The organism is Ignavibacteriota bacterium (assembly GCA_016218045.1).
In the GTDB taxonomy this organism is placed as follows: domain Bacteria; phylum Bacteroidota; class Ignavibacteria; order SZUA-365; family SZUA-365; genus JACRFB01.
Window position 1 is genome coordinate 97688 of sequence record JACRFB010000059.1, and the last position, 23702, is coordinate 121389.

20 protein-coding genes are annotated in these 23702 nt (G+C 60.1%); 10 read left to right on the forward strand and 10 right to left on the reverse strand.

All coding sequences use genetic code 11. From position 1 onward, the window contains the following. Positions 1-3: 3 nt before the first annotated feature. Positions 4-915 (forward strand): hypothetical protein, encoded by a 912-nt coding sequence (locus HY962_15325; GenBank protein ID MBI5648302.1) that lies wholly within the window; start codon positions 4-6, stop codon positions 913-915. After that, on the forward strand, positions 912-1526 hold the full coding sequence (locus HY962_15330) for a thioredoxin family protein (GenBank protein ID MBI5648303.1): 615 nt from the start codon (positions 912-914) through the stop codon (positions 1524-1526). The genes HY962_15325 and HY962_15330 overlap by 4 nt, the downstream gene beginning before the upstream one ends. Positions 1527-1656: 130 nt before the next feature. Here the strand turns inward: HY962_15330 and HY962_15335 are convergent, their stop codons facing one another. From HY962_15335 to HY962_15370, 8 genes are all read right to left on the reverse strand, one after another. Continuing rightward, on the reverse strand, positions 1657-4887 hold the full coding sequence (locus tag HY962_15335; GenBank protein ID MBI5648304.1) for an efflux RND transporter permease subunit: 3231 nt from the start codon (positions 4885-4887) through the stop codon (positions 1657-1659). A gap of 25 nt (positions 4888-4912) precedes the next feature. Then, positions 4913-5977, reverse strand: a complete 1065-nt coding sequence (locus tag HY962_15340; GenBank protein MBI5648305.1) for an efflux RND transporter periplasmic adaptor subunit — start codon at positions 5975-5977, stop codon at positions 4913-4915. A gap of 31 nt (positions 5978-6008) precedes the next feature. Further along, positions 6009-7349: a TolC family protein gene (locus HY962_15345; GenBank protein MBI5648306.1), complete on the reverse strand. Its 1341-nt coding sequence runs from the start codon at positions 7347-7349 to the stop codon at positions 6009-6011. 38 nt (positions 7350-7387) lie between these two features. Then, positions 7388-8056, reverse strand: coding sequence for a TetR/AcrR family transcriptional regulator (locus tag HY962_15350; protein ID MBI5648307.1), 669 nt, complete (start codon positions 8054-8056; stop codon positions 7388-7390). Positions 8057-8299: 243 nt separating this feature from the next. Next, positions 8300-9085, reverse strand: coding sequence for a hypothetical protein (locus HY962_15355; protein MBI5648308.1), 786 nt, complete (start codon positions 9083-9085; stop codon positions 8300-8302). 70 nt (positions 9086-9155) lie between these two features. Beyond that, positions 9156-10274, reverse strand: a complete 1119-nt coding sequence (locus tag HY962_15360; protein MBI5648309.1) for a divergent polysaccharide deacetylase family protein — start codon at positions 10272-10274, stop codon at positions 9156-9158. Further along, positions 10274-11056 carry an enoyl-CoA hydratase/isomerase family protein gene (locus tag HY962_15365; GenBank protein ID MBI5648310.1) on the reverse strand — a complete coding sequence of 261 codons (783 nt, stop codon included), beginning with the start codon at positions 11054-11056 and terminating at the stop codon, positions 10274-10276. Before HY962_15365 ends, HY962_15360 begins: the two co-directional genes overlap by 1 nt. 33 nt (positions 11057-11089) lie before the next feature. Further along, complete coding sequence (locus HY962_15370; GenBank protein ID MBI5648311.1) at positions 11090-11890, reverse strand: hypothetical protein; 801 nt, start codon at positions 11888-11890, stop codon at positions 11090-11092. Between the two features lie 168 nt (positions 11891-12058). Here HY962_15370 and HY962_15375 point away from each other — a divergent pair, with 168 nt between their 5' ends. Then, positions 12059-12889: a DUF4835 family protein gene (locus tag HY962_15375; GenBank protein MBI5648312.1), complete on the forward strand. Its 831-nt coding sequence runs from the start codon at positions 12059-12061 to the stop codon at positions 12887-12889. 120 nt (positions 12890-13009) lie between these two features. On the opposite strand, the gene HY962_15380 is transcribed toward HY962_15375, so the two are convergent. Beyond that, complete coding sequence (locus HY962_15380) at positions 13010-13489, reverse strand: hypothetical protein (protein MBI5648313.1); 480 nt, start codon at positions 13487-13489, stop codon at positions 13010-13012. 337 nt (positions 13490-13826) lie between these two features. Here HY962_15380 and murA point away from each other — a divergent pair, with 337 nt between their 5' ends. From murA to HY962_15415, 7 genes are all read left to right on the forward strand, one after another. Beyond that, the gene (gene murA / locus HY962_15385; protein MBI5648314.1) at positions 13827-15089 is read left to right on the forward strand and encodes a UDP-N-acetylglucosamine 1-carboxyvinyltransferase; all 1263 of its coding nucleotides are present in this window, start codon (positions 13827-13829) and stop codon (positions 15087-15089) included. Position 15090: 1 nt separating this feature from the next. Then, complete coding sequence (locus HY962_15390) at positions 15091-16116, forward strand: hypothetical protein (GenBank protein MBI5648315.1); 1026 nt, start codon at positions 15091-15093, stop codon at positions 16114-16116. Beyond that, positions 16113-17882 (forward strand): hypothetical protein, encoded by a 1770-nt coding sequence (locus HY962_15395; GenBank protein MBI5648316.1) that lies wholly within the window; start codon positions 16113-16115, stop codon positions 17880-17882. Before HY962_15390 ends, HY962_15395 begins: the two co-directional genes overlap by 4 nt. 74 nt (positions 17883-17956) lie before the next feature. Beyond that, positions 17957-20740: a T9SS type A sorting domain-containing protein gene (locus HY962_15400; protein MBI5648317.1), complete on the forward strand. Its 2784-nt coding sequence runs from the start codon at positions 17957-17959 to the stop codon at positions 20738-20740. A 16-nt stretch (positions 20741-20756) separates the two neighbouring features. Next, positions 20757-21881 (forward strand): glutamine-hydrolyzing carbamoyl-phosphate synthase small subunit, encoded by a 1125-nt coding sequence (gene carA / locus HY962_15405; GenBank protein MBI5648318.1) that lies wholly within the window; start codon positions 20757-20759, stop codon positions 21879-21881. Positions 21882-21898: 17 nt separating this feature from the next. Next, positions 21899-22480, forward strand: a complete 582-nt coding sequence (msrA, locus tag HY962_15410) for a peptide-methionine (S)-S-oxide reductase MsrA (protein ID MBI5648319.1) — start codon at positions 21899-21901, stop codon at positions 22478-22480. 18 nt (positions 22481-22498) lie between these two features. After that, entirely contained in the window at positions 22499-23164 is a 666-nt protein-coding gene (locus HY962_15415; GenBank protein ID MBI5648320.1) for a metallophosphoesterase family protein, read from the forward strand. On the opposite strand, the gene ftnA is transcribed toward HY962_15415, so the two are convergent. After that, a complete protein-coding gene (gene ftnA / locus HY962_15420) occupies positions 23165-23692 on the reverse strand; it encodes a non-heme ferritin (GenBank protein ID MBI5648321.1) in 528 nt (175 codons plus the stop codon). It abuts the gene before it with no gap. Positions 23693-23702 lie beyond the last annotated feature (10 nt).

The window sequence follows — 23702 nt, forward strand, 5'->3', positions numbered from 1 at the left end:
TGTATGAGACACAGCACGAAAATATCCCGCTTCGCGGTATGTCTTCTCGTCGGCACGCTGCTCCCGTGCCTGTTTGTATTCGCCACGCGTCCGGGCGAGACCGTGGAATCGGGTTCCGAGCGCACTGTTCGTGCGCGGCTTGTCTCGGAAACGAACGACGCATCGCGGCCGTTCGCGGTGGGAATACGTTTCAGTATCGCCGACCACTGGTATTTGTATTGGAAAAATCCCGGTGATGCGGGGTTGCCGATAGACGTGCAATGGAATCTTCCGAAGGGTTTTACGGCCGATCCAATCTCCTTTCCCGTCCCGAAGAAGAAAATGGCCGATGATGCCCTCTGCTACATCTACGAAAAGGATGTGGTGCTGATGACGACCATCCGCCCACCCGCGGACTATATGCCAGGCACTCCCGTCCGTATCACGGCGTATCTCGACTGGCTCGTCTGCAAGGAGCGTTGCGTGCGTGGCGGCGATACAGTGTCACTGACCCTCGGCTCCATTCCTGACGATCGCATCGCCGCATCACGCGCCCTTCTTGGCGCAACCTGGGCCGCGCTTCCGCGCCCTCTTTCAACACAAAAGGCCCTCGCGGCATCCGCCACGATGGTACGGCACTCGCGCGACAGCGTGCTTGTACTCGTCGCCGTTGCCGGGAAAGGTGCCTCCGAGAACACCGACTTCTTCCCCATAATACCGGACGATTTTGTCCTGAATTATGCCGCAATACGTGGTGGCCGCGGGAGCTTCCGCATCCCGCTCCTCGCGGCGACGCCCGAGGCACAGTTGTCCCGCCTCGAGGGGCTGCTCGTTGTCGGGAACCGCGGCTTTGAGGTCTCAATCCCCGTCCGCGGCGCGGATGGCTCCGACTCGATTTCCCCCATTTCATCACCAACAGATACGAGGAAAAAATGATGTTCCGCTTATATATTCTGGCGCTCCTGTTTATTGCGTCGGGCACGGCCCTGGCCGTCGCCCCCGGCGGTGCGCCGTCCGCAACCAAGGCGCCTCAGTTCTCGCTTACCGATACCGATGGAAAAGTCCATTCCCTTGCGGACTACAAAGGCAAAACCATCGTGCTCGAGTGGACCAATCCCAACTGCCCGTTCGTGGTGCGTCACTACGAAAAGGGCGGCATGCAGACGCTGCAGAGGGATTACACCGCCAAAGGAATCGTCTGGCTCGGTCTCAACTCCACCCATGAAGGGCATAAGGACTTTCTGGCCAACGCCGAACTGAAGGACCGCTACACCGCGTGGGAAGCGGCAATGACGGCGGTGCTCGTCGACAAAGACGGCACTGTCGGGCGCGAGTTTGGGGCAAAAACGACACCGCACATTTTCATCATCGACGGCGACATGAACATAGTGTACGCTGGCGCGGTCGACGACGATCCGCGCGGTTCCAATCCGGTCGCGGAGCGCACGATATACGTGCGCCAAGTTCTCGACGCGCTGCTCGCCGGTCAGCCCGCTCCTCTCTCTTCCACCAAGCCCTACGGCTGTTCGGTGAAATACGGCAGTTGATAGGTTGTACGGCTCGCGGCGTCACGTGCGTCTCGGGTCTTGAATCTGAAACACAAAGGCCCCGGGATGGACGTCCCGGGGCCTTCTCTTTTTCAGCATGCGGTTGATAGTACGGCCGCACGCGGCTGAGTCAGGGAGTCTCCGTTGCGGGTTTCGCTGAACGACGGAATACTCGTTTGATCTTTGCGACCGCCCACGCCGTCTTCTCCTCCGCCCAGGCATAATACGTGGGAACAACGACGAGGGTCAGGAAGGTAGACACGCCGAGTCCGAAAACGATGGCAACACCGAGCGGACGCCACATGCCGCCGCTCTCGGCGCCAACAACGAAATGGAACTCGCGCCAACTGAAGTCCACGCCGGTGGCCAGCGGAATGATACCCAAAATCGTCGAGACAGCAGTGAGGATTACGGGGCGCAATCGGACGCGTCCCGCTTCCAGCAGAGACTCCTCAAGTGAATTGCTCTCGGTCTTGATGTGTTTCGTAAAATCAAGGAGCACTATCGCATTTTTTACCACAATTCCCGCCAACGCGATCACACCCACGCCGGTCATCACGATACTGAATGCGGTCCCTGTGATCACCAGGCCGAACAGTACGCCGATCAAGGAGAGCAGCACCGACACCATGATGATGGTCGGGATCTTCACCGAGTTGAACTCCGCCACGATGATAAGGAAAACAAGCAGTAGTGTTATGATCAGCGCCTTTGTAAGGAAGGCGGCCGCCTCGTCCTGTTCCTTCTGCTCGCCTGAATAGTTCACAGTATACCCGTTGGGAACCTCGAATCCTGCGAGCCTTGTGCGCACATCCGTGAGCACGTCGTTGGCGAGGCGGCCGCGGACGTTGCCCGTGATGGTAATGACTCGCGTAAGATCCTTTCGCTTGATGCCGGTAAGCCCGGTGCCGCGCACCACGTCGGCCACCGACGCGATCGGTACCGACATGAGCACGCCGCGGCGGTTCATGAACGTGACGTTGAGATTCTGCAACGCCTCTGCCGAGGCCCGTTGGTCCTCGCGCAGGCGTACAGTTATCTTGTACTCGTCCTCACCCACGCGGAACTTCGACGCCTCAGTGCCGTTGATCGCCGTGCGCACCACACTTGCGATCTGCCCTGTGCTCATCTCGAGAAGGGCGGCTTTCTCGCGATCGATTATCACCTGCACTTCGGGTTTGCCGATATTGTAGTCGTCCTTCAAATCGACGATACCCGGAATTGTTTTGATGGTCCGCTGAATCTGCTCCGAAAGAGTACGCAGGCGATTGAAGTCATCTCCTGCAATTTCGATGCTGATGGGAGCGCCGACCGGGGGACCCATCTGCTGTTTCTCGACTTTGATCTCCGCACCGGGGATGTTTTTTGTCGCTTCACGGATCCGATCGAGTGTTGCGAAAGTGCTCTGCGACCGCTTCGCCTTTTCGTAGAAGTTCACAGCCACCGACGCCTTGTCGGCCGTGGAACCGGCGCCGAAATCGAAGGGATTGCTCGATGTGCCCACATTGGCAACACGGAATTCGATGTCATCGACACCCTTCACCTCGCGTATGTGTTTCTCCACGAGCAGGGTTGCTTGATTTGTTACTTCAAGCGGCGTGCCCGACGGCATGGTAATACCGACTGTCACGAGGTTCGGCTCCGTTTCGGGGAAAAACACCACGCCGGCGCTGAACGCGCCGAAAGTGATGAAGCTCAGTACGAGCAGAGCGAAGGCGCCACCTATGGTGAGATTCTTGTGTTTGAACGCCCAGCGCAACACATGCACGTAGTTGTTCTGTGCGGCAGGGAAAAGTCTTTCGTCGACCCAGTGGTAGATGACGGTGAACGGATTATAGCGGCGCCACAGTGAGGGATGCTCGAGCGACCATTTCGCCTTTGCGATTTCCTGCTTGTAATTAATGAACTTCGATCCCTGTACGGGACTCACAACATATGCGACGAACAACGACGAGAGCATTGTGGCGATGAGCGTGATGGGCATATACTTCATGAACTCGCCTACAACGCCCGGCCAAAACAGTAGCGGGATGAAAGCCGCAACCGTTGTGAACGTGGACGTTGCGACAGGAACCGCCACCTCACGCGTGGCGTTCTTGGCGGCCTGGATGAGATCCTCGCCATACTCCTGTTGATGCCGGTAGATGTTCTCGATCACCACGATCGCATCGTCGACCACGATCCCCAGAACGAGCACAAGCGTGAACAGCACCACGATGTTGAGTGTGACACCCATCGCCGACAGGATGATGAATCCCATCAACATCGAGAGTGGGATGGATGTCGAGATGAGCATGGCATTTTTCACGCCGAAGAACATGAACAGAACGAGGATGACAAGGACCATGCCGGTGATGATCGAGTTCTCGAGTTCGTTCACCATCCGTTTGACGAAGATCGACTGGTCGTTGGTTATGTTGAGTGTCGCGCCGGCCGGAAGCAGCGGACGCTCCTTCTCAACAATGCTGTGTACTTCGTCGGCGATGCGGATAAGGTTTTCGCCGGCCCGCTTCTTCACGCCCACCGTCACAACAGGTTTATCGTTTACCCGACTGAACGTCTTGCGGTCTTCGAACGAATACTTGAGTTCGGCCACATCGCGGATGTAGATGGGCTGCCCGTTGCGCATCTTCACGACAATGTCTGCGATAGGCTTCGGATCTTTGTACTGTCCGGGCACACGCACTGTGAGGTCGGTACTACCGTTGTTGATGGAGCCGCCGGGTATCGTGACATTCTCGCCTCGTATCGCGTTCGTGATGTCCTCGAAGCTGATGTCGTACCCCTTCATTCGGTTCACGTCGGCGTTTATTTGCACCTCGGGTTCAAGTCCGCCCGTAATGTCCGCACTGAGGACACCCGGTATGGCCTCGAATTTCTCCTTCAGCGCGTCCGCGTACTCCTTCAAGCGTGCAACCCCGAGTGAACCACCGACCGTAACGTACATGATCGGAAACTCGCTGAGGTTGATCTCGTTGACGATGGGCTCGAGAATATCGTTCGGCAGCTTGGGTTTCGTCGAATTCACCTTGTCACGCACTCGGCGCAGTGCCTCGTCGATGTCGATGCCGGTGTTGAATTCCACGAAGGTGGTCGAGAGTCCCTCGCTCGACGAGGACGTGATGGTCTTTATGTCCTTGAGCGTCTTTATTTCGCGCTCGAGTGGCTGCGTGACGAGGCCTTCGATGTCGGCCGGGCTCACACCCACGTAGGGAATCGACACGATGACAAAAGGCACCGTGACATCGGGCGAGGCCTCGCGGGGCATCGTGATGTAGGCCTGCGTACCGAGCACGACAATTATGAGCATGAATATGTAGACGGCGACGCGGTTATCGACCGCCAGGTTCCAGATTCGCATGGTAGATTCTCCTTCGTCCTCGGGCTTACTTCTGGATGAGGAGTTTCTGCCCCTCGGCCACGTTCTGGAAACCGAGTGTAATGAGCTGATCGCCCTTCTCCAGTCCGCTCTCGATGACCACAAATCCGTTGGAACTGGGTCCGAGCTTCACACGGTGTTCACGAGCTATGTCGCCCTCCGCGCAGAAGACAACAAAGGTCTCACGGTCGACCTGCTGTACGTAATCCTCTTTGATCGTGATCACATTCGAGCGCGCCGAGAGAGTAAACAGGATTTTTGTGATCATGTCGGGTTTGAGCAGTCCGCCACCGTCGGTAACGGAAATTTCGACGGGGATCGTGCGGTTGTCCTTCGACACTGCCGCACCAACGAAGGTGATGCGCCCGTGGAAGGTACGACCGCTGAGGGCGTCGACGGTGAATCGAGTATTGTCGCCCAAGCGGAAGCTGCCCGCGTAGCGTTCCGGCACACCTGCCGACACCTTGAGGCGTGAAATGTCGACGACACGCGCGACGGGAGCTCCTGGTCCGACCATCTCGCCCGCATCGACAAAACGGTAGTCGACGATGCCGGCAATGGGACTTTTTATCTGCGCCTTTTCGAGACGCGCCTTCATGAGGTCGGTTTGAGCCCGGGCGGCGTCGCGCTGGTACTGAAAACTTTTGTTCTGCCATTCCGAGATGCCCTGCTCCTGGAACACCTTGTCCTGCCGCGTTGCAGTGAGCTCGGCAAGTTGATACTGGGCGTTGGCCGCGTCGAAACCGGCGCGGAGGAGGGCGTCGTCGAGCCGCGCGATCACCTGGCCCTTTTTGACACGGGCGCCACGCGCGACGACCCATTCCGTGACGCGTCCGCCTTCCTCGGCAGGAACGGTGATGTCGTCGCCGGCGATCACAGTGCCGGTAAGTTGGAGGTTTTCACGGAACTCGGAGGGAGTCACGGTCTCGACACGCACGTTGACGATGTTCTCCGTGGCTGCTTCTTTTTTGGGGTCCGCGTCCGCGGATTTGCAGGACGAGAACAGGAGCGCGGCGCCGGTCAGCGACAGTGTCGCGATCGCGCGCAGAACTGCAGTGGTGCTGGTTTTCATATCGGTATGCTGTTGTGGTGAAGTAATGTCGTTATTCGGGAAGGATGGCGCTGAGAATTTCCTCGAGATCCGCGCGTGCCACGCTGTAATCATAGACGGCCTGCACGCGGTTGACCCGCGAGCGCATGAGGGCAATATCCGCGTCGTTGATTTCGAGCTGTGTGCCGGTGCCCGCGGAATAGCGCGTTGTGGCGATCTTGTAGCCCTTCTCGGCCTGCTCGACCGTGCGCGTCTGCGATTCGAACCGTTTGCGCGCCTCCTCGAGACGCAGCACCAGATTCTGCACCTGCATCACCAGCGCGTCTCGCGTAAACTTGACCTGCTCGTCGGTCTTCAGAAAGTCGACCTGCGCCTGATTGACGCGCGAGCGCGTCTGGAAGCCGTTGAACAGGTTCAGGTTCAACGAGAGGCCCACGGTGGAGGTGCGCACGAGATCGTTGCTCGTCAGTTTGAAGTCGTTTTTCTGCGCCTGCCACTGGTAGTTGCCGAATGCTGCGAGTGTCGGATACGATTCGGATCGATAGATGCTCACGAGTTCATCGCTGACCTGCCGCTGAAATTCCAACGCGCGCAAACCCGCGTTCTCGGCGATGGCGACTTTCTCGGCGTTCTCAATGACTCCGGGATCGATGGGGTCGAAGTCCAGCGAACCCGACAGAGTGATTTCCTCCGACGGCGCAATGCCGAGCAGCACCTTCAGTCCGTTTGTGGCCATAAGCACGGCGCGCTCGGCCTCGATCACGGCCGGACGCACATTGCCCACCTGTACCTCGGCGCGGATGAAGTCGTAATCGGATACGAGGCCCTGCGTGTTCATCGTACGGACGTTCGCGAGGTTGTCCTCGGCGTTTTTCAGACTGGCCTGCATCATATCGCGCACACTGCGCGAGAGGAGGGCACCGTAGAAGGCGCGCTTGACGCTGGCTATCGTCTTGTTGTACTCGCTGCGGTACATCTCGCGCGAGGCCTTCTGATAAATCTTGGCGGTGCCGACGCCGGTGAAGACGGCCGAATTGAACAGGATTTGTGTGGCGGAAAATCCGAACTGGAATGTGTTGTCGAGACCGAATTCCAGAGGGGCGTATCCCGACGCGCCTGGCTCGAAAATGGCGCGCGGCAGGAAGAACACCTGCTTCTTGATGGCGCGCGAATATGTGCCCGACGCGGTGACATTGGGCAGCGCATTTCCGATGGCCTCGGCCACGCGGTAGTCGGCCTTGTCCTGCTCGAGCCGCGCCATGGCGAGCTGGCGGTTGTTCTTGAGGGCTTCGTTCACGGCGTCGTTGAGCGTCAGCGTGCGCTGCGCCACAGAGGGAACAACGCCCGTTGCCGCGATAACGGCAATCAATGCTAAGAGTGTGATGTGTCGCATGGTGGATGATGTTTGATGTCGGAAAAAAGTGTCGTTCGTCAATGGGTGTCGCCGGACGCTACAACGGAGTGCATGCCGTCGAAAAACACAAGATCCAGAAGTCCCAATGCCGCTGCGGTTTCAGTCTCTGTTGGAGTTAGCGAGACCTGCAACGGCGTGAAGAGACAGTGGCTGTCGAGGGGTGGTGCAACACATCGGTACAGCGTGAACACGTTCGTCAGGTACATGAAGGCAATGTGCGATGTGTTGAACCGTTCACGAATTTCGGCGGGCAGCGATCGGAGCAACGGTTTTTCCACTTCCGTGATCAGGATCTGGAACTTTTCGAGCAATGCCTGTCGTGGAGATACGCGGTGTACCTCCCGCATGATCAGAGTGAATAACGCTCGGTTTTCCACAAGAAAGGTCAGCATCTCGTGGGCAAAACGCCGGTAACTGTTGGCAAGCGCCTCATCCGAGTTGGAGAAGTTTTTCTGGGCCAATGCGAGAAGATCGTCGAGACCTTCGACGATCACCGCCTCGAATAAATCTTCCTTGTTCTCGAAATACCCGTACAATGTCCCTTTCCCAAATTCCGCGCGTGCTGCAATTTCATCGAGTGTTGCATCCGCATAGCCGCGAATCGCAAACACGTCACGCGCCGCAGTGATGATGTCCTGACGACGGGTCAGGCGCTCTCGTTCCTTTCGTGTAAGCGTGTTATCCAATTCGAATTCTTATTCTGTTTAGAAACCGGTCAGACGGATACCGAACGTTCGGTCGGCGACTGACTGACAGTCATTATTACGGCACAACATACCTGTTGTTGCGCTTGGTTCCTAGAAAAGACGCAAGAAATAAATTATTTTTTCACGAATACCCGTGCTCCCAAGACACGGCGGCTCACACAAAAAACAACGATTCTGGCCTATGGGTGCCAATATCGATAAAACTCACACAGGGAATCCCTTTTAGAAACGGCCTTGCAAGGTGAAACGGACGCCATCTGTCCGGCCGTTTCGCGTCAGCACATCGGCACGGAATTCCGGGAACAGCCCCGCCTTCTGATCGAGGGCCGCATTGTGCCGGCGCACAAAAAGCGCCGCCTGCACGCCGCTCCAAATGCGGTTCGCGATGAGAGCGAGAGCCACAAACGATGCGCCGTTCGAAAGTTCGTCGGCGGAAATTCGCTGGTCCTTGAAGGTCAGTCGCTCCGCATCTGTGGCCCACTCCCATGCATATCCGGAGGCGGCGTCTTCGGGATACAGCGCCGAGAGATTCCGCTCCACAAGTTTTACGGCGTTGTGCTCGCGCACACTTCTGTAGTTGCCGAGCGCGGCGTAGAACCGTTCATCCTTCCCTTCGGTGGATGCGCCCGCATGCAGATCGGCATAGCCGTACGCGTCGTTGCGCACCCACGAGCTGTAATAATGCAGCCCGCCGAATCCCGTCCACAGGACGCCTTCCGCCACCAGAGGGTAGATGCCCGCGTCAAAACGCCCGGCATAGAGTTCTCCCATTCCCGGCAGCAGCAGCGAGTACACGACGGCGAGCAGGCCCGATTTTTTCTCCGGCGCGGATTCGGGGAACAGTGAGGGCGCGGGTGCGGCGGATGTCGCAATACCGGGATCCGGTTGACGGAGTTCCAAACGGACTATCGCGGCGGCCGTTTCGGTCTGCGCGGTGAGCACCGGCACACACAGCATTAACAGAAGCGGGAGAGTAAGTCCCGCACGAAAGAGTTTTGTCGATTTCATATCCCGCAAGCTACGGAAGCCGCCGCGCACGACGCAAGACCGAAAGTTGTGCGCTTCGCAGCAATCAGTGTCATTTGCGATGCGCAAGCAGCGAGCGCATGCTCGTGAAGTCCAGTCCCTTTTTTCTGAGCCGCACCATTTCGTCGTGCAGGAAACTCATGGTGGACTCCTCCAGCTTCACGACGCCGATCGCGGTGCCGTTGCGCATGGCGCTCGCGGCCAGATCGTTCATTCGCGAGGTCATGTTCGACAGCTCCGACGTGCGGTCGATAAAAAACAGCGAGGCGGCGTCCACCATCTGAAAGCCCTGATTTTCGAACTCGGTCTGCACAAAACGCGCGTTGGAACCGAGAGCGCGCTCGGATGTCATGAAGAAATAGCCGGACGCCTGATACCCCTTCACGATATTGCGCACCTTCCAGCGCATCTCCGATTCCCGTAGATCGTCGGAAAATGCCAGACGGTTCACTTCCTGCCTTGTGGCGAACACATGCAGGTGCAGAACGATATCCTTGTTGCGCACACGCACCTGTTCATACAGCGGTCCGGAACTTCTGCCCGGAATGATGATGCACCCAACGGGATCGCGCGAGGCCATAAACGCCTCAAGCTCGGACTCGTCGCAATCCTCAAGTCCGTCCACCAGCAGCGCAATGCTCCCCTCACGGCGGCGAATGCCGGCAGTCGGCTGGAAGACCAGGGTGTAGCGGACCATGTCGCGGAATTTGATGTGGACGTACACCTGTCGCGTTTTGGCGTCCTCCACCGCGTATGCGCGGCCTTGGTACCGCTCCGCCAAGACGCTCAGATCGTGGGTCACCGACGCGACGGGGACGTCGCCGGGAATGCTCACAGTCCAGACGTCGCGCACGCTGTCGATGCCCTCCAGACCGACCGACCTTTTTCGGACCCAACTGTCCGTTATTCCGTAATTTTCGAGGATGGAGCGAACCTCCTCCTCCACGGACTTCACGGACTGCAGATCGCGCGAGGCGCGCAGTTTCTCGATACTGGGCTGCACGAGCACCGCGTATTTTTCACCCACATAACAGAGTATGCCGATACCAGCAAGCAGGGCAATAAGCCAGAGGCGGCGGCGGACACCGCCGCGGAGACGGCGTTCGGAGGCCTCGGGCTGCGGACCGAGATCCTCCCCTTCGTCGTCGAAGCGCTCGCCGAAAAGGTCCATTATTTGCCGGTGAAGGTCGCGGCCCGTTTTTCCAGAAACGCCTGCGTCCCTTCGCGGAAATCGTCGGACGCGCACGTCAGACCAAAGAGCGCGGCCTCGATACGCAGGCCCTCCGCGAGGGACGTTTCGTGCACGGCATGCAGCGCCGCGAGACAGTGGCGGACGGCCACCTGTCCCTTCGACGCGATGGTTGCCGCCATCTCGCGCGCGGCTGCCGCCGCTTCACCGCGCGGTACCACCTTGTTTGCGAGGCCGATGCGGTAGGCCTCCTGCGCATCGATCATAGCAGCCGTCAGAAGTAGTTCGGCGGCCCGACCCGCGCCGATCAGTCGCGCGAGCCGCTGTGTGCCGCCATAGCCGGGAATGATGCCAAGATTCACCTCAGGCTGCCCGAACTTCGCATTCTCGGCCGCGATGCGGATATGGCAGGCGAGCGCCAATTCACAACCGCCGCCGAGCGCGAATCCATTCACTGCCGCGATGACGGGTTTGGGGAATCGTTCGATACGATCAAAGACCTCCTGGCCTGAGCGCGCAAACTGCTGGCCTGAAAGTGCGCCCTGCCTGCTGAGTTCCGCGATATCCGCACCGGCGACAAAGGCCTTTTCACCGGCACCGGTCACAATCACCACCGACACAGTGGTGTCGTTTTCGAGCGCATGGAACACGGCATCGAGATCGGCGAAAGTCGCAGCATTCAGCGCGTTTAATTTGTCGGGCCGGTTCAGGGTCACCGTTGCGATCGAGTCGCTGATGTCGAGCAGGAGGTGGGTGAATTCCATGCGAAGATTCCTTCAAATGATGTCGCGCGCAATTTACTCCGAAACTTCGTCGCCGGACAACTGTATCGCGACACCAAACGCGTGAGTGCCGCCGAGTTCGGGATGCGCAACAAACGCATAGTCGGCACTGATGCCCGCCCAGCGGAAACCGGCGCCCGCGGAAAATGTTGCGGGAGCGGTCTGCGCGCCCACACGCAGCGCAAGCAGGGGATGCGGCCGCAGTTCAACACCGGCCCGCACATCCACCACGTGCAGTACATCCTTGAACACCGCGCAATGCACCGTCGCATCCTCTCCCATAGCGCCTTCGACGCCCAGCAGCAGCGCGAGCGGCGGACGCTCGCGACCGCCGGCATACCGCGTTCCGCCCGCGTTCTGCACCGCCGCAGTCACACAAATTTTTTCACCGACACGCCACACCGCACCCGCATCCACCGCAAACGCGGCATCGCTGCCATACCGTGCGATGCCCAGATGCTCGTATCGCAGCGCGATTCCACAGCGGAAAGCAGGTCCGAGATCGTGCGCAACGCCACAGACGAGCTGTGTTTCGCGGTACAACGCGCCGCCGCTCGTCTCGATCAGCACACCTGTGCCGATGGATGAATATGATTCGGACCACACTGCGGCATAGCCCCCCAATTCCGGCAGACCGAAGCGCGACGGCAGAGCCATCACACCCCCTCCTCTGCCAGCCAATCCTGCACACGCGGGATTCATGTTCAAACTCCACGGATCCCACCGCGATGCCGGACCGGCCGAACCGAGCGATAACACCCGCGCCCCTGCGAGGCGCCGTTCGAAGCCCGCGAAGGCCGTGAGATGCAGGATCATGATCCCCGAAAGGACCAGAAAAAGGAATGCCTTGCCGCAGGTCCGCCTTTTACCTATTTTTTCGCACTTGTTCCGTCCCATTTCTCCCTCGTGATAATGCGTACACTCACACTCCTTGTACTCCTCGGCCTCGCATTTTGTTCCCGACTCGCGGCGCAGGAAATAGAAATGTCGGTAGAAATGGGCACGGAGAACCTCACGCCCTCGCAGCGCGAGTACATCGCCGAGCTCCGCGACAAGCTCATGGCGTACGTCAACGAGCGGCGGTGGACCGACGTCGATTTCCGCGGGGACCGTATACCCGTGCAGTTGACGCTGAAGTTTCTTACGGGTTCCGACGGCGGCGAGTTCAGCGCGCAGGCAGTAATCGTGAGCCAGCGCCGCACGTGGCAGGAAGGCCGTCCAACCAACAATACCAGTCTGCTGCTTCGTGTGATGGACACAAAATGGACCTTCACCTTCTTCAAGGGGCAGCCGCTGTACTACGATGAATTTCAGTTCGACGAGCTGCGCAGTTTCGTTGACTTTTACATGTACCTGATCCTCGGCCTCGATTTCGACAGCTACGAGCTGATGCAGGGCACGCCGTATTACCAGAAGGCCGCGAGCATAGCCCAGCGCTCCCAGTCGAGCACACGGGCCGTCGAGTGGCAGGGCAGTTCGAATCAGTACAGCCGCATGAATTTCCTGGGAGAGATACAGAACGCCCTGTACGAGAATTTCCGCAGCGCCCTGTACTGGTATTACTACGAGGGACTCGATTTCCTCGGCACGGAAAAAGCGGACGCACAGAAGGGCATCGCAAAGGCACTCGACGGAATCGCCGATGTGCTTGCACGCACCAACGTACGCTCGCTGATACTGACCATGTGGCTCGAATCCAAAGCGCCGGATTTTTGCACCGTTCTTGACGGGTATCCCGACCGGAAGTCGCTCATGAACGTGCTCATGCAGGCCGATCCCGCCCGCGCTGAAGTGTACCGGCGCTGCTCGTTTTAACCTGTCAACAACACAGATCGTGCAGCGGAAAACGAAACGGGCCGCGGGTTGTTGATGGTTCCCGCAGCCCGTCCGTAACGGTCTGTTCCCCTGTCCCGCAGTGCGGGATGGCGCGATGTGTTACCGCGATACACCCTTGCTCTGTGCTATCGGCGGCAGACCTTCCGTGTTGGACGGCGAAGTCATCGGGAGAATGCCCGAGTAATTCGTCCAGGCGGCGGAGGTGTTCTTCACACCGGCAACACGCACGGTGGAGCCGAGTCCGTCGCGCGTATTGGTTGCCGCGACGAGAATGGCCTGCGGGGGCAGATTCACAGAAATCGATTTTTTCTCGGAGATGGCATAGCCACATTGGATCGCGCGGCTATGCTCGGAGGTGATGATGAAGTAGTGCTTGCCGGTGGTTCCCTCAACCCGTGCAACGATCGTTTCCAGTTGCTTGTCCGTAAGATCGAAGTCGCGCGCACTGTTGTCAAATACAACAGTCACAGCCGAGGTGCCCAAATTTAGAACACGTCCGGCAGGCGAGGGATCCCCATACGACGCAAAAGCCGACAAGGTCAGCGTCAGTAGAAGTGCGGGAATCATGAGGTTTTTCATATATAGTCCTGTGGGTTGCTCTTCATTTTTCACCGGGTTTCGGTTTTCTCCCCGGGATCCTTCACACAGTTATTCAATTCGTGTGCCATCGATTTCACGTTGCTGCATCCCTGCGCCGTGTCTAGGAACTTTCGTTATTTTTGACTCATTCAGAGAATAGTTGGGTACACATGGAAACGCGAAATGCGGCTATTTTTGCAAAGAAAGTACTGCATTCTGCAAGAACGTACACCGCGGAGAAGGAGAGAAACTCCACCCGGCCTGATGCGTGCCTTGAGTCGAATACGCTTATCCGAGTACATTTCGAAGATCGACGTCTAGAATAACGCGAGAGCACATGGACAAGTTCATCATCCGCGGCGGAAACCGTTTGAACGGGACCGTCAGCATTTCCGGGGCGAAAAACGCATCCCTCGCCCTCATGCCCGCAGCGCTTCTGAGCGGCGGCGTCTGCCGTTTCGAAAACACGCCGCGGCTGCGTGACATATCGACCATGTCGATACTGCTCGAGCAGCTTGGCGTGACTGTCCGGCATCCGGGCACACTGCTGGAGCTGGATGCCGGCAACGTGACCCACTTCGAGGCGCCCTACGAGCTGGTAAAAAAGATGCGTGCATCCTTTTATGTGCTCGGCCCGCTGCTCGGCCGTTTCGGCTACGCAAAAGTCTCGTACCCCGGCGGGTGTGCCTGGGGACCTCGCCCGGTGGATCTGCACATCAAGGCGATGCAGCGGCTCGGCGCGCACATTGAACTCGAACAGGGCTATGTCATAGCACGGGCCGACCGGCTCACGGGCGCCAGCATCTCGTTCGACATCTCGAGTGTCGGTGCCACGGGCAACACGCTCATGGCTGCCGTGCTCGCCAAGGGTGGCACGGTGATCAGCAACGCGGCAGTCGAACCCGAGATCACACAGCTCGCGCAGTTTCTCGTGCGCATGGGCGCGCGTATCGACGGCATCGGCACGAATCATCTCGAGATCGAGGGCGTCGACGAATTACATCCGGCGGATGACAGGAACATACCCGACCGCATCGAAGCCGGCACCTTCCTCGTCGCCGCCGCCGCCGCGGGCGGAGAGGTGACGCTGACCAACGTCGACGCCACACATCTCGAGGCGGTGACCGACAAGCTGCGCGAGACGGGAAACACGCTCGACATCGCCCGCGACCGCATCACCATCCGCAGCGACGGCGCGCCGAAACCGATCAATGTCTCGACGGCGATCTATCCCGGTTTCCCCACCGACATGCAGGCGCAGTGGCTCACGCTGATGACCATCGCGTCGGGATCCTCGATGGTCACCGACACAATCTACCACGACCGATTCAGTCATGTGGCGGAGTTGCAGCGCCTGGGCGCATCGATCGATGTGTCGGGCAACGCCTGCCACGTACACGGTGCCGCCCACCTGACAGGCGCTAAGGTGATGTCGACCGATCTGCGCGCGAGCGCCTCGCTCATCATCGCCGGACTCGTGGCGCGCGGGCAGACCGAGGTGCTGCGCGTGTACCACATCGACCGCGGGTATGAATCCATCGAATTAAAGCTGCGCGACATCGGCGCCGACATACAGCGCATCGACAGCGAGGAATACTAGCATGACCTTTCCTTCCCGAACGCTGCGGATTGCCGCCGTCCTCCGCACCTCACTGCTGACCCTTGTCCTGCTGCTGGCCGCACACGCGGCGGCGCGGACTCAGGAAACACAGCCGCGTTTATACGTCTGCATGTACACCGCTCCTGTGCCGGGCGCACTAAAAAACATGCACCCGGTGTATCCCGGTGCCGCCCTCAGCACCGACACCGGCACAAGCTGGCACGCTCTCGGGTGGAATAACAACCGCTGCGTGGACGCGGCGAATCCCGCGAACGATCCCGGCACCGTGTATCTGGCGGGCGACAACGGGCTGCTCGTGTCGCGCGACGGTGGGACAACCTGGAAGCAGGCCACCGATTGGCGCATCCCCACAGTGAACCGCATTGTACTCATCGACGACTCGGTCTTCATTACCACACCGATGGGTGTCTATCTCTCCACCGACAAGGCGGCATCGTGGATGCCGCGGTCGTACGGACTCCGTCCGGCGGATGGGACGTACGCCAGCGATATGCTTCCCTCTCCCGGAGATTTTCTTCTCGCCACGAATGAAGGATTGTACCGAAGCAGCGACAGGGGCTTGATGTGGAAGCGCGGCCCATTGCAGGGAACACCGCTCGAGCGCCTTCTCCGTCACCCTGTTTCGAGAGATCTGCTAACCGCCTGGGGCCCGACAGGACTGTGGCGCAGCGAGGACGGGGGTCTGACATGGACAAAGCTGACACCGGGAGATCAGGTCCTGCGTGTGCAGGCCGCGGCTTTCGATCCGTCCCAACCGCGGCGTCTTCTAATCGGAACCGCCGGCCAGGGCATCATGGCATCAAAAGACGGCGGGGCAACGTGGATGCTTTCGAGCGCCGGGCTGACGAATCTGAACATCACGTCACTTGTCTTCCATCCGACCATCCCAAGCATCGTGTATGCGGGCACGGACAACGGCACCTTCGTTTCGCATGACGGAGGCGCCGTGTGGACACCCTTCTCGATACGTCTCGGCTACGTCTCAGCAATTCGGGTGCAACCATGAAGAAGAACCTCGTCCGCCGCGTCTCTGTCACACACGGATGCGCAGCCCTGCTGTTCATCCTTCTCAGCAGCGGCACGACATGGGCACAGCCCAGCATCGCCGCGCGTATCGACAGCATCAGAACATTTTTCACGACCGAGCCCGTCGCGGTCGACCTCTTCGGCGCGCTCGAGCGGGCGCGACGCGAGGAAATGCGGGCCGACGGCCTGCAGAGAATCGCGTCGCACTTCCGCGCCGCTTCCAACAACGTTGTCGAGAGGTACCGGTTGACGGCGGCCTATCTTTTTACACGGGACTATCTACCCGACAGCACCGAGGCGATATTCCGCGCGATGTGGCGCGATGTCCCGATGGATCCGCCCGCATCGGAACACGAACGCATCTGCGGCGCCACCGCCCTCCTGCTCGCGTGTGATGCGCTCGGACTCGAGCAGAAATACTACAATGGCAAAAGCATCCCCGAGAACCGCGAGGAGTCGATGTCGTTGATCGGCGACTGGATGGATGCCGCGGTGAAGGAGGGCCAGCAGGAATTTGACTCGCCCACATATGGCCCGCTGCTCTTCACAGCCATGCTGCTCAACGAGCAGTTCGCGGCCGACAAGGCCTTCGCGAAACGCGCGGGCGCGATGGCCTCGTGGCTGTTCGCGGACTATTTCCACGAGTATCTCGGCGGACAGTTCGGCGGCGCCCATGCGCGCGAAGAGATGAACTCGGCCATGCAGCCGATGATCTCGGAACTCGCGGCGCTGGCCTGGTTCTACGTCGGCGACGGCGCGCAGATATACGCGCGTGAGCAATATCTCGCCACCCTTTTCACCTACCGGCCGCATCCCACGCTGCTGCGCCTGGCCACGTCGCGAGAGAAGCCGTACGAGGTGTGGGAATGGAAACGCAGTGCAGACCGGCTGCGCGGCGATACGGCGCGGGTGCGTCTCGCGCCGAAGTACACGTACATGGATCCGCTCTACGTGATGGGTCACGTGCGCGGCGGCCTTCTGCAGCCGCGCGAACAGCGCACATGGAGCCTGCTGTGGAGCAGCGATTCCCCGCAGAACACCCTGTTCACCATGCAGCCCTATTCCGAAGCCGCGTCGCTCACATCGTTCACGGCGCACAGTCCTGAACTCGTCCTGCGTGAAAACGCAAAAGTGGATCCATACTTCGGGACGATCACCAAGACCGTGGGCGGTTCACCGTACGAGGATGTGTTCCAGTACAAGAGCACCCTTATCGCTCTGTACGACATTCCCGAGATCAAGCGGTATCAGGCGCTTGTCGGATTTTTCCCCGCCGATGTGCGCGCCTTTGACGTGGACAGCACGGCGACGGGCTGGATCACCATCGACGCGGGCGACGTGTACATCGGCTACTACCCGCTTGCTCCGTACACGCTCAGACCGGAGCCAATGGGCCGGCGCCTTTTCTCGCGTGCGGGCCGGAACGGTGCCATCGTGCAGGTCGTGGGCAGGGGCGCGCTCGGGTCGTACGACGATTTCCGCCGCCGCCTCCTGCGCACAAAACCCGACACGTCGGCGTTCACATCCGACGGTGTGATCCGGTACCAGAACGTATTCCGCGACCGGCTCGAGTGTACGTTCGGGGGCACGTTGCGCGTAAACGGGTCGCCCTATGTTTCGGATCCATCACTCCTTTTTTCGAGCCCTCTGCTCGAATCACGCAGGGGCAGCGGACGCATGGTTGTCCGCGGAGGCGCGCGTCCGCTGGTCATCGAACCCCTCAACGCGCTGGTCCGCGAAGAATGACGCGCCGTGCTTTTTTCGTACATTACAAAGACGCGTGCAATCGGCGCGCATAATCGACACAATGAGGTTCTTCGATGACGGTCCGCACATTCCCCGGCGTTCCCGCGCGCACGGCGCTCCCGATCCACGCCACCTTCGCACTGCTGATTTGGACAGTCTGCGCTTCCTTTGCTCATGCGCAGGAGGCGCTGCCCGACTTCCGCAACACCGAGCAGGGCAACATCCTGTACAAAGACAACGAGCGCTGGATACGGGAACGTTTCGCCTGGTTCATGGCCTCGCGCACGTATCCGACAGGCCGCATCCCCGAGGGGGCGCGTGAAGCCGCCTGGCGGGAAACGCAGAGTTTGCCGGTGTACAATCCCCCCGCGGCCCTTGCGAAGGGTGCCGGAGCGGCGATGTGGACACAGGCCGGTCCCATCAACATCGGCGGGCGCGTCACCGGTGTCGCAATTCATCCGGCGGACCATAACATCGTGTATTTCACCGCCGCCGACGGCGGCGTATGGAAGAGCACCGACGGGGGCAGTTCCTTTATACCCGTCGCCGACAATCTGCCGACCATGGCGATGGGATCGATCGAGATTGATCCGTCCGATCCCAACACCGTGTACGTGGGGACGGGCGAAGCCAACGGCAGCGCCGATTCCTACGGGGGCGTCGGAGTGGCCAAATCGACCGACGCGGGCGCAACCTGGAACATGGTGAGCGGGAACTTCGCGCAGCACATCGGGAAGATCCGCGTGAACCGCGCAGAACGCAACATCGTCTATGCCGCCACGCGCCAGGGTCTCTTCCGCAGTGTCAATTCCGGCGTGTTATGGACAAAGGTGTACAGCGGCGTCACACACGACGTGGTACTGCATCCCACCAAACCCAACACCCTTTTTGCCGCGGTGCAGGGGGTGGGCGTCATCAGGAGTGTCGACACCGGCGCCACATGGACGGAGTTGTCGATCGGTGTGGCCAAGGACAGCGTCGGTCGACTGGCGCTGGACCTCTGCTGGACACAGCCCGACATCATGTACTGTGTGATCGTGAACGGCCGCGGCACCAGCAATCTCAAGGCCATCGTGAAGAGCACCAATGGCGGCGACACCTGGGTGCGCACCAGCAGCGCCTCGACACCGAACTTCTTTTCCACCTACGGCTGGTATCTCTGCGACATCGCGGTGCATCCCACAAATCCCAACCGCATCCTCAGCGGCGGCGTGGGACTGTACATGAGCACTGACGGCGGCTTCACGTGGACGACCCGTTCGGGCATGCATGTGGATCAGCACGCGATCGAGTTCTCGATCTCGAATCCTGCCGTGATGTACCTCGGAAACGACGGCGGCATCTACCGGTCCAACGACAACGGCACCACGTACACAAGTTTGAACGACGACCTGCCCATCACGCAGTTCTACGAGCTGGGAATCGGACTTCAGAATCCGAATCTCATGGGCGGCGGCACGCAGGACAACGGCTCGAAGCTCCGGCGCAAGGACCTGACCAACTGGGATCAGGCCACGGGCGGCGACGGCGGATATTTTGTGATCGACTATTCCGATTCCAGTTACATGTGGGCCGAGTATCAGAACGGCTCGCACATGCGCACCACCAACGGCGGCACCAACTGGATCAGCGCCAATTCGGGAATCATCGGAAGCGGGCTGTGGGTCACGCCGGTCGCGATTCATCCCACAAATCCGCAGGTGCTGTACACCGCATCCACGAAGAAACTCTACAAGACCACCAACCGCGGCGCGCAGTGGTTCCAGTTCCACGGTAATCTCGATTCGGCCTCGACCATCAACCACATCGCCCTGTCGCCGAAGAATCCCGATCTCATCGTCGTGGGATACAGCAACGGCAAGGTATGGAAATCGCCCAATGCCGGCGGCACCTGGGTGAACATCTCGACGGGTCTGCCCTCGCGGACATGTGAGGACATCATCTTCGATCCCAACGACGTCAACACCTTTTACACCTGTTTCGGCGGATACGCCACCACCGGCATCTTCAAGACAGTGGACGCAGGCACAACCTGGACGAGCATTTCCGGCAATCTGCCGTCGATACAGAAGAACTGCCTCGAGATCAATCCGAACAATCCCGCGATGTTGTACGTCGGGACCGATCTCGGTGTGTACGCGACCACCGACACGGGCAGGACCTGGGCGGTGCTCGGCAGCGGCATGCCGAAATGTGTCGTGGCCGATCTTGAACTGCATCCAAAAAGCGGCGTACTGCTGGCGGCGACACACGGCCGCAGCGTGTTCCAGTTGTCCGTCACGACGCCCGTCGAATTCACCTCCTTCAGCGCCGTGCAGGACGGACGCGTCGTGCGACTCGCCTGGCGCACATCCAGCGAGACGAACAATGCCGGCTACAGTGTGGAGCGGCTCGAGACACGCGGAGGCACCTGGGAGGAAATCGGGTTTGTCGCCGGCAAGGGGTCCTCGCCTTCGGTGAACCTGTATTCCTTCGTCGACGAGCGGCTTCCGGCGCTTGCTGAGACCCTCGTGTACCGCCTGCGCCAGCTCGACACCGACGGGAGCCACACGTACTCGCACGAAGTGCTGGTGACGCTTGCGCGCGCCGACGCCGCGGACTTCTCGATCTCGCCCAATTACCCGAATCCCTTCGTGCACACAACCACCGTGCATGTGACCCTGCCCGTCCTGACCGACACACGCGTGACCGTGACCGACGCGGCGGGCCGCGTCGTCGCCGTGCTGCACGACGGGGCCCTGCGCGCGGGCGCACACGCCTTCACCCTCGACGCGCGCGCGCTTGAAAGCGGCGTGTACTTCTGCCGCGTCGAAGCGGGCGGCCGCCGCCTGGCACGCGCAATGACGCTTCTCAAATAACGACAAAAAGATCCGCATGTCCGATACATCCACCGCAGCTCTTGTCCTCGAAAACGGCGCCATCTTCCGCGGCCGCTCCATCGGCGCGCGCGAGGGCGCGGGCGGCGAGGTGTGTTTCAACACCAGCATGAGCGGGTACCAGGAGATCCTCACCGATCCCTCGTACTGCGGGCAGATCATCACCATGACGCATCCGATGATCGGGAATGTGGGCGTCAATGCCGAGGATGTGGAATCGCGCCGTCCCTGGGCGAGCGGCTTTGTCATGCGCGAATACAGCGCGCGGTCCAGCAATTACCGGGCGCAGGGTACACTCGGCGAGTACCTCGCGGCCAACGGCATTCCGGCCATCGACGGCATCGACACGCGCCGGCTCACGCGTGTGCTGCGCAGTGAAGGCGCGATGCGCGGCTATCTCACCGGAGAGGAACTCGGCGACGAGGAATTACGCGCGCGCGTGGCGGCAGTGCCCGACATCTCGAGCGCGGACCTCGCCGCGCGCGTCAGCACGCCTGAAACATACACATGGACAGAGACTGCGCGCTGGGACTACGGCACTCCCGCGGCCGCGCGCCGCTACCGCGTGGCCGTGCTCGATTACGGCGTGAAGCACAACATACTGCGCCGCCTCGCCACCTTCGGTTGCGACCTCACCGTGTTTCCCTCCACCGCCGACGCCGCCGCGGTGCTCGCAGCAGAACCCGACGGGATTTTCCTCTCGAACGGCCCGGGCGATCCGGGATCCGTGGCGCAGGCCGTCGACACCATCAAGGGCCTGCTGGGCCGCGCGCCCATATTCGGCATATGCCTCGGACATCAACTGCTCGCGCTCGCCTTCGGCGCGCGCACGTACAAACTGAAGTTCGGACACCGCGGTGCGAATCATCCCGTGATGTTTCTTCGCGACCGCAGCATCGAGATCACATCGCAGAATCACGGCTTCGCCGTGGATGCCGCCACGCTGCCTTCCGACCTTGAACTCACGCACCTCAACTTGAACGACAACACGGTCGAGGGATTCCGGCATCGCGACCTGCTCGTATTCTGCGTGCAGTATCATCCCGAGGCGAGCCCGGGTCCGCACGACAGCGACTATCTCTTCCGCGAGTTTTGCGGTTTGATGGACGCCGCCGCCGGCTGAAAAAGAAAGGACACACCATGCGACGCCTGATCCTTCTCCTCATGGCGTTGACAGTCAGCGCCTGCGCGCAACGGAAACAGGAGGACACACACATGGAGAAAGCGACATTCGGAGCCGGATGCTTCTGGTGCGTCGAGGCCGTATTCGAACGCCTTCCGGGCGTCTCGGCCGTCGAGGCCGGCTACGCCGGCGGACATGTGGCGAATCCGACCTATGAACAGGTATGCACGGGCAGCACAGGCCACGCGGAAGTGGCCCAGATCACCTTCGATCCGAAAGTGATCAGCTACGAGACGCTGCTCGAGATGTTGTGGAAATCGCACGATCCGACGACACTCAACCGCCAGGGCGCGGACGCGGGCACACAATACCGTTCCGCCATTTTTACACACAGCGACGCGCAGCGGCTCGCGGCCGAAAAATCGAAGGCGCAGGCCCAGTCGTTATTCGATCGCCCCATCGTGACGGAGATTGTGCCGCTCGAAAAATTCTACGCGGCCGAGAATTATCATCAGGATTACTTCCGGAACAACCGCGCGGCGCCTTACTGCCGCTTGGTGATCGAGCCGAAACTTAAAAAACTCAACATCCCCCACTGACGCAGCACCTCGCCGCGCATGCGTTTCCTGGCCTTTGCCGACATACACGGACGTTTCGACACGGTGCTGCGCATCGTGGACGCGGAGCATTGCGACGGCGTGCTCCTCGCGGGCGATCTGACCGCGCGGTCGATCGGCGAGGTGGAGCACGGCGTGCGTGAACTCTTCGCACGCGGCAAATGGGTGCTGGGCGTGGCGGGCAACATCGACACACGTTCCACCGACCACCTGCTCGAGAGTTTCGAGGCGAGCATCAACGGCGAGGGACGCCTGATTGGCGACATCGGTTTCTTCGGCGCGTCGGGAGGTCCGATTACAACACTCCGCATGCCGTACGAACTCACCGAGACGCAGTTGCTCGAGGAGGCGGAACGCGGGTACGCGGAAGTGCGCAGCGCGCGCAAGACGGTGTTTGTACCACATGCCCCGCCCTACGGCACGCGGCTCGACCTCACACGCGAAGGACGCCACGCGGGCAGCACCGCCGTGCGCGAGTTCATCGAGGCTCGGCTTCCCGACCTTGTCGTGTGCGGCCATATCCACGAGGCCCGCGGCATCGAATATATCGACGGCTCGACCATCGTCAATTGCGGGTCCGCCGCCGAGGGATCGTATTGTGTGATCGACCTCGGCGACGAACTGCGCGTCGAAATGCGGACGCTCGAAGAGCCGTCCGCGAACTGATTACGCGGCCGTTTTGGCTGCCGACGCCGCGGCGGAGGCCATGGCCTTCTTCCCCAGTTCCTTGTCGATGAAATAGAGGCCGCGGCCTTCGTGGCCGATCATGCGGATCTTGTCGAGCAGTGCCGAGAACAGCGCTTCCTCCTCGTGCTGTTCCGACACGTACCACTGCAGGAAATTCAGCGTCGAATAATCCTTCTCCTCGTAGGCGAGCGCAACGAGTGTGTTGATCCTGCCGGTCACGAATTTCTCGTGCTCGAGGATCTGCGTGAACATCGCTTCGAGAGAGGTGTACTCGTGCTGCGGTTTCTCCTGCGCGGGGACAAGCGCCAGCGCGCCGATCTCGCTCAGATACGTGAACAGCTTCATCCCGTGCATGCGCTCTTCCTCGGCGTGTATCGACAGGAAGGCGGTGCCTCCTTCGAGGCCCTTCACGGCGCACCACGCCGCCATTTGCAGGTAGAGGTTCGACGATTCGAATTCAACACGGATCTGGTCGTTCAGTGTGTCGATCATTTTCTGCGATAACATGGGGACTCCT

Bases quoted from the DNA above. Each gene is read 5' to 3' on its own strand.
- HY962_15370 (MBI5648311.1), bottom strand. From the start codon at position 11,890: ATGATCCTGCATCTCACGGCCTTCGCGGGCTTCGAACGGCGCCTCGCA.
- HY962_15395 (MBI5648316.1), top strand. From the start codon at position 16,113: ATGAAGAAGAACCTCGTCCGCCGCGTCTCTGTCACACACGGATGCGCA.
- HY962_15360 (MBI5648309.1), bottom strand. From the start codon at position 10,274: ATGGACCTTTTCGGCGAGCGCTTCGACGACGAAGGGGAGGATCTCGGT.
- carA (MBI5648318.1), top strand. From the start codon at position 20,757: ATGTCCGATACATCCACCGCAGCTCTTGTCCTCGAAAACGGCGCCATC.
- HY962_15415 (MBI5648320.1), top strand. From the start codon at position 22,499: ATGCGTTTCCTGGCCTTTGCCGACATACACGGACGTTTCGACACGGTG.
- HY962_15400 (MBI5648317.1), top strand. From the start codon at position 17,957: ATGACGGTCCGCACATTCCCCGGCGTTCCCGCGCGCACGGCGCTCCCG.
- HY962_15335 (MBI5648304.1), bottom strand. From the start codon at position 4,887: ATGCGAATCTGGAACCTGGCGGTCGATAACCGCGTCGCCGTCTACATA.
- HY962_15375 (MBI5648312.1), top strand. From the start codon at position 12,059: ATGTCGGTAGAAATGGGCACGGAGAACCTCACGCCCTCGCAGCGCGAG.
- HY962_15330 (MBI5648303.1), top strand. From the start codon at position 912: ATGATGTTCCGCTTATATATTCTGGCGCTCCTGTTTATTGCGTCGGGC.
- HY962_15345 (MBI5648306.1), bottom strand. From the start codon at position 7,349: ATGCGACACATCACACTCTTAGCATTGATTGCCGTTATCGCGGCAACG.
- ftnA (MBI5648321.1), bottom strand. From the start codon at position 23,692: ATGTTATCGCAGAAAATGATCGACACACTGAACGACCAGATCCGTGTT.
- HY962_15380 (MBI5648313.1), bottom strand. From the start codon at position 13,489: ATGAAAAACCTCATGATTCCCGCACTTCTACTGACGCTGACCTTGTCG.
- HY962_15325 (MBI5648302.1), top strand. From the start codon at position 4: ATGAGACACAGCACGAAAATATCCCGCTTCGCGGTATGTCTTCTCGTC.
- HY962_15390 (MBI5648315.1), top strand. From the start codon at position 15,091: ATGACCTTTCCTTCCCGAACGCTGCGGATTGCCGCCGTCCTCCGCACC.
- HY962_15340 (MBI5648305.1), bottom strand. From the start codon at position 5,977: ATGAAAACCAGCACCACTGCAGTTCTGCGCGCGATCGCGACACTGTCG.
- murA (MBI5648314.1), top strand. From the start codon at position 13,827: ATGGACAAGTTCATCATCCGCGGCGGAAACCGTTTGAACGGGACCGTC.
- msrA (MBI5648319.1), top strand. From the start codon at position 21,899: ATGCGACGCCTGATCCTTCTCCTCATGGCGTTGACAGTCAGCGCCTGC.
- HY962_15355 (MBI5648308.1), bottom strand. From the start codon at position 9,085: ATGAAATCGACAAAACTCTTTCGTGCGGGACTTACTCTCCCGCTTCTG.
- HY962_15365 (MBI5648310.1), bottom strand. From the start codon at position 11,056: ATGGAATTCACCCACCTCCTGCTCGACATCAGCGACTCGATCGCAACG.